Consider the following 2,251-nt stretch of genomic DNA (forward strand, 5'->3'; position numbering starts at 1 on the left):
AGTGGGAAGCCAATGAAATAACCCGTGAAAATGAGGAATGCGCCCATCCATGCGTTGTGAAAGACATAAGCCCCTAACAAAGCACCAACGATTCCAACCATTAACATGGCGACGAAGACGATGAGTGATACCCACCAAGCATTCGCTGTGGCATGGGAGATCTGCCGACATTCAGGGCAGCGATAATTGCCCCACGGAGCAGCCCAATATCGCCGCCAAGTGACGGGAAAAGCCGTTTGGCAATGGGGACAAACTAACTGTCCCGCAAAGGTAGTTTTTGGGTAGCGAGAGATTTGACGATCGCAGAGCGTCTCCTTTGGAGAATCGTGGCGTAGACTCATGATTGTGCTTCTATAGGTTGTTGTGGCGATTGTGGCTCGTTGGCACAGCCTTTCCATCGGAAATGGGGAATGCTAACCAACACCACAGGTACAGAAAAATAAATCCAGGGATGACGATCGCTAACACAACCGCAACAATCCGTATCACTGGCAGGGACTGATGCCAGCGTTGAGCGAGGGCTGAACACACGCCTGCAATGACTTTGTGGCGACGACTTCGATAAAAAGTAATCGGAGGTTGCCCTGAAATGCCTGCTGTGTTTCGCGATTGCTGATGGTTTAAAATCCAGGAAAGCAGCAGCCCGATCGCCCCTACAACCGCCGATGGAATAGCAAAAATCGCCAGCCAGTGCGACATTACCAACCCAGAAATAGCGTCTCCCAGCCAAACCGGATCGGGACAACGAAAGCGGACAGCTTCCGCCGAACAACCGAATTGTTTAGCCAAACCAAATGCGCTCCAAGTCACGAGCAATGGCGAAATTCCATAGAAGACGCAAACACTCAGCAAAAACAAGTGCCAACGGGTCGAAAGTCATCGAAAAAATGCGATTGCGGCGATTCTCCAGAGGAGAGGCTTCGCCAACGCGGGGCCAACTAATAAAAACACGTAAATCAACGATGTGTAAATCATGATTTTTCCTGAATTAAGGTTCTCGATTTAGTTGCTCAACCGTTCATTAATTTAACGATCTGCGATTGTTTGCCACTCTTGAATCGCAGTGGAAGGTATTTGTAACTCAACTGCGGAGCCAGTGAGCATCGGTAAAGTTAGCTGAAGGGAAATTTTAGACTGCAACTGTGGTAGCACAGGTTGAATGTCATATTCACCAACGTTAGCTAACGCAGTTGTGCCCTGAGAAATTTCGTTAGTAACATCTTTGGCGGTCAAAGTTTGCCCCATTGATGTAGTCAGGGTTAGAGGTTGAGTGTGGTCTAATTCCACCGCACCCAGAAAGCCTACCAGCCGCAGGGAAACCATCTCACTACCGTCGGGATGAACACGCTTGAAGGCGACTACCTGCCAAGATTTTCCGGTGCGATCGCGCAGGTTTTGGCGGGACTGGTAGAGCATCTGTCCAGGAGTTTCTTCAATTTGGGTTACAGTAGCAAAGGCGGGTTGGGGACTAAAAATCACCAACAAAAGGCAGATTGAAACAGCTAGTAGCCAGCGAATTGGGCGAGTTTTAGATCTGTCATAATAGATAGCCTGAATTAATTTATTGAACATCATAATTTCCTCATAAAATAGCTTTAGTACTCCTAGCACCAGGATTGTTCTTCTGGAGGATTGTGCAGTAACTCGCGAATATTAGCTTCGATAACTCGATAGCCGACATTGCCATTTAGCCGCTGCCGTCCTTCATTAAAAATCAGCGTAGGGCTGACCGTAATTGTATGTTCTTTCACCAAGTCAAAATCTTTGGAAAGTTTGGCGTATGCCTCACCACTATCGATCTGAGCTTGAATTTCAGCGACGGACAATCCTAATTTTTCGGCGATTTCAAATTGCACCTGTCGATCGGCAACATTTGCCAATTCGGTAAAGAATGCCTCCCGAAATGCCCAGATTGCTTTTTCAAAGATCTGTGCCGATTCTGCAAAGCAGAGGCTACGCCAACGATCTACTAAACCCTGAGTTTCGAGTAGTTGAATCGCGTGAAGAAACAGGTGACAGGATGTAGATGAAGGTGGTGTAACTTTCGTCCAAATGTCAGGATGAACGGTAATGTGGTCGAATTTTTTGGCGACATCTAAAACGTGGTTGCTATATCCTGCCAATCAGCCTCGCTCGCGCCAACGGTTTTCTAGTTTTTCACGAGCCGTACCGAAGACGGAGACAAAGTGGTGTTCGATTTCAATTTGGTCTTGAAAGGTTGTTTTCAACTCGTTCAGCCGAATTTGAGCAA

The 2,251-nt window shown here is 47.3% G+C and carries 3 protein-coding genes and 1 pseudogene; all 4 read right to left on the reverse strand.

The genetic code is table 11. The annotated features are described in order from the left end of the window. Positions 1-341: hypothetical protein (locus RMO84_RS19075; protein WP_310490015.1), on the reverse strand; the 341-nt coding region annotated here is incomplete at its 3' end. Between the two features lie 10 nt (positions 342-351). Next, positions 352-789: a PspC domain-containing protein gene (locus RMO84_RS19080; RefSeq protein ID WP_310490016.1), complete on the reverse strand. Its 438-nt coding sequence runs from the start codon at positions 787-789 to the stop codon at positions 352-354. A gap of 237 nt (positions 790-1,026) precedes the next feature. Further along, on the reverse strand, positions 1,027-1,575 hold the full coding sequence (locus RMO84_RS19085; RefSeq protein ID WP_310490017.1) for a DUF3122 domain-containing protein: 549 nt from the start codon (positions 1,573-1,575) through the stop codon (positions 1,027-1,029). Between the two features lie 29 nt (positions 1,576-1,604). Then, positions 1,605-2,251 (reverse strand): annotated as a pseudogene (locus RMO84_RS19090) (DsbA family protein); the annotation flags it as partial.

The sequence above is a fragment of the Chamaesiphon sp. VAR_69_metabat_338 genome, from assembly GCF_031423935.1.
Classification (GTDB): domain Bacteria; phylum Cyanobacteriota; class Cyanobacteriia; order Cyanobacteriales; family Chamaesiphonaceae; genus Chamaesiphon.